We start from the raw sequence: 7,118 nt of genomic DNA, 5'->3' as shown, positions 1-7,118 counted from the left end.
CTTACGCAGCTTTCTATAGAGGGTGTTGCGGCTGACACCGAGCTGCTGCGCGGTCTGGGTCATATGCCAACGTGTCTGTTCCAGCGCATTGAGTAGCGCCACACGTTCAGCGTCTTCCAGCGGATGCTCGGACTCAACCGACTTCAGCTCCAGCGTCGGCCGCGCCTGCCGAATCATCGCCGGCAAATCCTCCAGCCCGATCCGCCCCTCATCGCACAACGCCGCCAACGTGCGCAGCACATTGCGCAACTGCCGCACGTTGCCCGGCCAATTGAAGGTCAGTAACGCCTGACGCGCCGGTTCGTCGATCACAATCACTTCGCCATCCGCCTCCTCGGCCAGCAGGAAATCCAGCAACTGCGACTTGTCGCTGCGCTCACGCAACGCCGGCAACGCGACCTCCAGGCCATTGAGCCGGTAATACAAATCTTCGCGGAAACTGCCGTCCGCCACGCGCTTCAGCAGATTACGGTGAGTGGCGCTGATGATCCGCACGTTGACCGCTTCCGGCTCGCCGCCGATCGGCACCACCTGCCGGTCTTCCAGCACCCGCAACAAACGGGTTTGCAGAGCCAACGGCATGTCACCGATTTCATCCAAAAACAAAGTGCCGCCATCGGCCTGCTGCAGCTTACCGCGCATGCCGTCCTTGCGCGCACCGGTGAAACTTCCGCCGCGATAACCGAACAGTTCGCTCTCGATCAGGCTTTCGGGGATCGCCGCGCAGTTGAGGGCGACGAAGGCTTTGTTGGCGCGCTGGCTGGCGTGATGCACAGCCTTGGCAAAGGCTTCCTTGCCCGAGCCGGTTTCGCCATTGATCAGCAGCGGCACGTCGCGTTCGAATACCCGCAGCGCCTTGCGGAAATCCGCTTGCAGTGCAGCATCGCCGAGGCAAATGCCCGCCAGTGGCTGAGCATTGGCCACCACCGGGGCCGGGGTGATCGGCAGCGGCTTGCGCGATTCGCCGCGCAACAAGGCAAACAGATGTCGCCCATCGCGGGTGCGCAGCGGCCAACTGGCGCTGGCATTGGCGCTGGCACGACCGAGCAATTCATCCAGCGAACAATCGAAAAACGCTTCCACCGGTTTGCCGAGCAAACCACCGCGAATATGCCCGAGCAGGTTCAGCGCACTCTGGTTGACCGCACTGATCCGCCCTTCCCCGTCAAACGCCAGCAGCCCTTCGCTGAACAGGCCGACCGATTCGGCCTGAAGATGGAACCGCAGCAGCCACTGATTATCGAAGCAACGCAGGAAATAGCAGCTCTCGATCATCTTCGCCGACAGATTGACCAGCGCCATGGTGTGGAACTGGCTCTGCCGCGAAACGTCATGGCGCGCCGAGGACACGTCGAGCACCGCCAGCAGTTCGCCGTGCGGGTCGAACACCGGGCTCGCCGAGCAGGTCAGGCCGGTGTGGCGGCCGCGGAAGTGTTCGTCCTGATGGATGGTCAGCGCTTGGCGTTCGACCAGGCAGGTGCCAATGCCGTTGGTGCCTTCGCAGGCCTCGCTCCAGTCGGCGCCGAGCCAGAGCCCGGCCCGTTCGAAAATCTTGCGCTCGGCAGGCGCGGTGACGCAGTTGAGGATCACCCCGCGCGCATCGGTCAACAGCACCGCATGACCAGCGCCGGACAGCTGCTGATGCAGGCTGCTCATTTCATTGCCGGCGATCTGCAGCACCTGTTGCAGGCGTTCACGACTTTCGAGCACACGCCCGTGCTCAAGCACGGTGGGCGCCATGGTCAGGGCCGGATCGAGGTGATAGTCCTCAAGACAGCGCAGCCACGAACGGGCAATCGAAGGGTCGGCACCGGGCCCGTGCAGGTGCGGCTTGCCCTGAGTGACGGTGAGCACCTGTTGGGCATGGCGACTCAAATGGTTGTCGTGCATTTCTTATTATTCTCCCCGAAAGGTCGACCCTTCCAGACTACCAACACTGACCTGTGGCGAGGGAGCTTGCTCCCGCTCGAGTGCGAAGCGCTCGCCAAAGCATATGAGCGGTAAACATTTCAGGACTGCTGCGCAGCCCAGCGGGAGCAAGCTCCCTCGCCACAAAAATCAACCGCTGGGCGATTGGCAGTCAGCATCCTCCAGCCATCGGCGCATTGCAATGCTGGCGAGACTGCTCGGTCACAGGCTGTGCCAAAAGCGGTACAAACTGTCACCCCCTCTGTACCGAAACCATCACAGGCGCCGCCCGCCCGTCCGACAAAAAATACGCAAGGCCTTGATTTGCCTGCCCTGCACGGCAGTGGCCCGACCTTTGCTCTACGCTTATAGCAAGCGCACTTGCGCGTTTCTCTAATAAGTACAAAGCCAAGGAGAACAACATCATGCGTTACGCTCACCCCGGTACTGAAGGCGCCAAAGTCTCGTTCAAGAGCAAGTACGATAACTACATCGGCGGCGAGTTCGTCGCGCCTGTCAAAGGTCAGTACTTCACCAACACCTCGCCAGTGAATGGCCAGCCGATTGCCGAATTCCCTCGCTCCACTGCCGAAGACATCGACAAGGCACTGGACGCCGCCCACGCCGCTGCCGATGCGTGGGGCGCGACCTCGGTGCAGGCGCGCTCGCTGATCCTGCTGAAAATCGCCGACCGCATCGAACAGAACCTCGAACTGCTGGCGATCACCGAAACCTGGGACAACGGTAAAGCCATCCGCGAAACCCTCAACGCCGACATCCCGCTGGCGGCCGACCATTTCCGCTACTTCGCCGGTTGCCTGCGCGCCCAGGAAGGCAGCGCTGCCGAAATCGACGGCAACACCGTGGCCTATCACATCCATGAGCCGCTGGGCGTGGTCGGGCAGATCATCCCGTGGAACTTCCCGCTGCTGATGGCCGCGTGGAAACTCGCTCCGGCACTGGCCGCCGGTAACTGCGTGGTGCTCAAACCTGCCGAGCAGACTCCGCTGGGCATCTGCGTGCTGATGGAGCTGATCGGTGATCTGCTGCCACCGGGCGTGCTCAACGTGGTGCAAGGCTTCGGCAAAGAAGCCGGCGAAGCACTGGCCACCAGCAAACGCATCGCCAAGATCGCCTTCACCGGCTCGACCCCGGTCGGCTCGCACATCATGAAATGCGCCGCCGAGAACATCATTCCGTCCACCGTGGAACTGGGCGGCAAGTCGCCGAACATCTTCTTCGAGGACATCATGCAGGCCGAGCCGACTTTCATCGAGAAAGCCGCAGAAGGTCTGGTGCTGGCGTTCTTCAACCAGGGCGAAGTCTGCACCTGCCCGTCCCGCGCGCTGGTACAGGAATCGATCTACGACGAGTTCATGGCCGTGGTGATGAAGAAAGTCCTGCAGATCAAACGTGGCGACCCGCTGGACACCGACACCATGGTCGGCGCGCAGGCGTCCGAGCAGCAATTCGACAAGATTCTTTCGTACCTGGAAATCGCCAAGGGCGAAGGCGCCGAGTTGCTGACCGGCGGCAAGGTGGAAAAACTCGAGGGCAATCTGGCGACCGGCTATTACATCCAGCCAACCCTGCTCAAGGGCACCAACAAAATGCGCGTGTTCCAGGAAGAAATCTTCGGCCCGGTGGTGAGCATCACCACCTTCAAGGACGAAGCCGAAGCCCTGGCGATCGCCAACGATACCGAGTTCGGCCTCGGTGCCGGCCTGTGGACCCGCGACATCAACCGCGCCTACCGCATGGGCCGCGCGATCAAGGCCGGTCGTGTGTGGACCAACTGCTACCACCTGTACCCGGCGCACGCCGCGTTCGGCGGGTACAAGAAGTCCGGCGTCGGCCGTGAAACCCACAAGATGATGCTCGATCACTATCAGCAGACCAAGAACCTGCTGGTGAGCTACGACATCAATCCGTTGGGCTTCTTCTAAGACCCGAGGGCGATACAGATATTTCTGTTTCGCCCGTTCGACCGCCTTCGCGAGCAAGCTCGCTCCCACAGGGATCTGTATTCGATCTCAATATTGGGTTCACCACATAAACCTGTGGGAGCGAGCTTGCTCGCGAAGGCGCCCTCAATGACACGACACATGGTCTGGCCGCTCTGGCACGGCCCTTGCGTACCCGTCATTCAGGATTTGCGCGAAAACTGCCGCTGCGTGAACAGCTTCCATCCACCTCAACCACTGCACCCGAAAGTCCAACAGATCGAACAATAAAAAACAGAGAGGACTTATGACTTCCACCACACAGCTCAAACCCACACTCGGCACCCTGCATCTGTGGGGCATTGCCGTCGGCCTGGTGATTTCCGGCGAATACTTCGGCTGGAGTTACGGCTGGGGCACGGCCGGCACCCTCGGATTTCTGGTCACGGCGCTGATGGTCGCGACCATGTACACCTGCTTCATCTTCAGTTTCACCGAGCTGACCACCGCGATCCCCCACGCGGGCGGGCCGTTTGCCTACAGCCGCCGGGCGTTCGGCGAAAAAGGCGGGTTGATCGCCGGGATCGCCACGCTGATCGAATTCGTCTTTGCCCCACCGGCCATCGCCATGGCCATCGGCGCCTACCTCAACGTGCAATATCCGGGGCTCGATCCGAAAATCGCCGCAGTCGGCGCGTATTTCGTGTTCATGACCCTGAACATCCTCGGTGTCAGCATCGCCGCCACCTTCGAACTGGTGGTCACCGTGCTGGCGGTCGCCGAACTGCTGGTGTTCATGGGCGTGGTCGCACCGGGCTTCAGCTTCAGCAACTTCGTGCTCAACGGCTGGTCGGGTGCCAACGAGTTCACCCTGGGCTCGATCCCCGGAATCTTTGCCGCGATTCCGTTTGCCATCTGGTTCTTCCTCGCCATCGAAGGCGCCGCCATGGCCGCCGAAGAAGCCAAGGACCCGAAACGCACGATTCCCAAGGCGTACGTCAGCGGCATCCTGACCCTGGTGTTTCTCGCCATCGGCGTGATGGTGATGGCCGGCGGCGTCGGCGACTGGCGCCAACTGTCGAACATCAACGACCCGCTGCCGCAGGCAATGAAAGCCGTGGTCGGCAACAACTCATCGTGGATGCACATGCTGGTGTGGATCGGCCTGTTCGGTCTGGTGGCGAGTTTCCACGGGATCATCCTCGGCTACTCGCGACAGTTCTTCGCCCTCGCCCGCGCCGGTTATCTGCCGAAAAGCCTGGCCAAGCTATCGCGCTTCCAGACCCCGCATCGGGCGATTCTGGCCGGTGGGGTGATCGGCATCGCGGCGATCTACAGCGACGGTCTGGTCAATCTGCAAGGCATGACCCTGACCGCAGCGATGATCACCATGTCGGTATTCGGCGCGATCGTGATGTACATCATCAGCATGCTCAGCCTGTTCAAACTGCGCAAAACCGAACCGAACCTGGAACGCACCTTCCGCGCCCCGGGCTATCCGCTGGTGCCGGCGATTGCGCTGTTCCTGGCGGTGGTGTGCCTGGTGGCGATGGCGTGGTTCAACACGCTGATCGGTTGTGTGTTCCTTGGATTCATGGCCGCTGGCTATCTGTACTTCCAGCTGACCGCCAGGCAACGCGCCGAAGCCCCGGCAGACGCTATGCTCGAAGGTATCTAGTTGCACCGGCACCGGGCTCATCGCCCGATGCCCGCTATATAAAAGTGCATGAAGATCCCTCTGTGGAAGCGGGCTTGCTCGCGAAGGCGTCGTGTCAGCGATGGGTTGCTGAATGACACACCGTATTCGCGAGCAAGCCCGCTCCCACAGGGAGACCGAGTTACCCACAGAATCAGGAGGACACCGCCCCATGGCCACATTTGCCCATTCCGTCGGCGCCCAGACCTACCGTTTCGACAGCCTCAAGGACGTAATGGCCAAGGCCAGCCCGGCGCGCTCCGGGGACTTTCTGGCTGGCGTTGCCGCGCTCAACGACGGCGAACGCGTGGCCGCACAAATGGCGCTGGCCGACATCCCGCTCACGCACTTCCTACAGGAAGCGCTGATTCCGTACGAGTCTGATGAAGTCACCCGACTGATCATCGACACCCACGACAAACAAGCCTTTGCCGTGGTCAGCCACCTCACCGTCGGCGGCTTCCGCGACTGGCTGCTCAGCGACGCCGCTGACGAAACCAGCCTGCGCGCCCTCGCTCCCGGTCTGACCCCGGAAATGGTCGCCGCCGTATCGAAGATCATGCGCGTGCAGGATCTGGTGCTGGTGGCGCAGAAGATCCGCGTGGTCACCAGGTTTCGCGGCACCCTCGGCCTGCGCGGGCGCCTGTCGACCCGTCTGCAACCGAACCATCCGACGGACGAGCCATCCGGCATCGCCGCGAGCATTCTCGACGGCCTGCTGTACGGCAACGGCGACGCGATGATCGGGATCAACCCGGCCACCGACAGCATCGCCTCGATCTGCGCGATGCTGGAAATGCTCGACGCGATCATCCAGCGCTACGACATCCCGACCCAGGCCTGCGTGCTGACCCACGTCACCACTTCGATCGAGGCGATCAACCGGGGTGTGCCGCTGGATCTGGTGTTTCAGTCGATCGCCGGCACTGAAGCGGCCAATGCCAGTTTCGGCATCAACCTCAATGTCTTGCAGGAAGGCTATGACGCCGGGCTGAGCCTGAAACGCGGCACTCTGGGGCAGAACCTGATGTATTTCGAGACCGGTCAGGGCAGCGCGTTGTCGGCCAACGCCCACCATGGTGTCGACCAGCAGACCTGCGAAACCCGGGCCTACGCCGTGGCGCGGCATTTCAAGCCGTTTCTGGTGAATACCGTGGTCGGCTTCATCGGCCCGGAATACCTCTATAACGGCAAACAGATCATCCGCGCCGGCCTCGAAGACCATTTCTGCGGCAAGTTGCTCGGCGTGCCGATGGGCTGCGACATCTGCTACACCAACCATGCCGAAGCCGATCAGGACGACATGGACACCCTGCTGACCCTGCTCGGTGTGGCCGGGATCAACTTCATCATGGGCATCCCCGGCTCCGACGACATCATGCTCAACTACCAGACCACCTCGTTTCACGACGCGCTCTACGCGCGCCAGACCCTGGGTCTGAAACCGGCGCCGGAGTTCGAGCAATGGCTGGCGAACATGGGCATCTTCACCCAGGCGGACGGCAAGGTTCGCTTTGGCAACAACCTGCCGCCGGCCTTCCGCCAGGCGCTGGCGCAACTGGGATGAGTGT

4 protein-coding genes are annotated in these 7,118 nt (G+C 61.8%); 3 read left to right on the top strand and 1 reads right to left on the bottom strand.

What is annotated here, in order from left to right:
* Nucleotides 1-1,890, bottom strand: a 1,890-nt coding sequence (locus tag NTD85_RS06185) for a sigma-54-dependent Fis family transcriptional regulator (protein WP_262141706.1), incomplete at its 3' end; no start/stop codon positions are given.
* A 443-nt stretch (nucleotides 1,891-2,333) separates the two neighbouring features.
* On the opposite strand from NTD85_RS06185, the gene NTD85_RS06180 reads away from it, so the two are divergent.
* From NTD85_RS06180 to NTD85_RS06170, 3 genes are all read left to right on the top strand, one after another.
* Complete coding sequence (locus NTD85_RS06180) at nucleotides 2,334-3,854, top strand: aldehyde dehydrogenase family protein (RefSeq protein WP_262141704.1); 1,521 nt, start codon at nucleotides 2,334-2,336, stop codon at nucleotides 3,852-3,854.
* Nucleotides 3,855-4,158: 304 nt separating this feature from the next.
* Nucleotides 4,159-5,529 carry an ethanolamine permease gene (gene eat, locus NTD85_RS06175; RefSeq protein WP_103522441.1) on the top strand — a complete coding sequence of 457 codons (1,371 nt, stop codon included), beginning with the start codon at nucleotides 4,159-4,161 and terminating at the stop codon, nucleotides 5,527-5,529.
* A gap of 190 nt (nucleotides 5,530-5,719) precedes the next feature.
* A complete protein-coding gene (locus NTD85_RS06170; protein ID WP_003228588.1) occupies nucleotides 5,720-7,114 on the top strand; it encodes an ethanolamine ammonia-lyase subunit EutB in 1,395 nt (464 codons plus the stop codon).
* The last annotated feature ends 4 nt before the right edge of the window (nucleotides 7,115-7,118 follow it).

It is taken from the genome of Pseudomonas sp. 13B_3.2_Bac1 (genome assembly GCF_025466205.1).
GTDB lineage: Bacteria > Pseudomonadota > Gammaproteobacteria > Pseudomonadales > Pseudomonadaceae > Aquipseudomonas > Aquipseudomonas fluorescens_H.
This window is presented reverse-complemented; position numbering and strand designations above follow the sequence as displayed.

Coding starts and splice junctions, on each gene's coding strand:
- eat (WP_103522441.1), top strand. CDS start 4,159: ATGACTTCCACCACACAGCTCAAACCCACACTCGGCACCCTGCATCTG.
- NTD85_RS06170 (WP_003228588.1), top strand. CDS start 5,720: ATGGCCACATTTGCCCATTCCGTCGGCGCCCAGACCTACCGTTTCGAC.
- NTD85_RS06180 (WP_262141704.1), top strand. CDS start 2,334: ATGCGTTACGCTCACCCCGGTACTGAAGGCGCCAAAGTCTCGTTCAAG.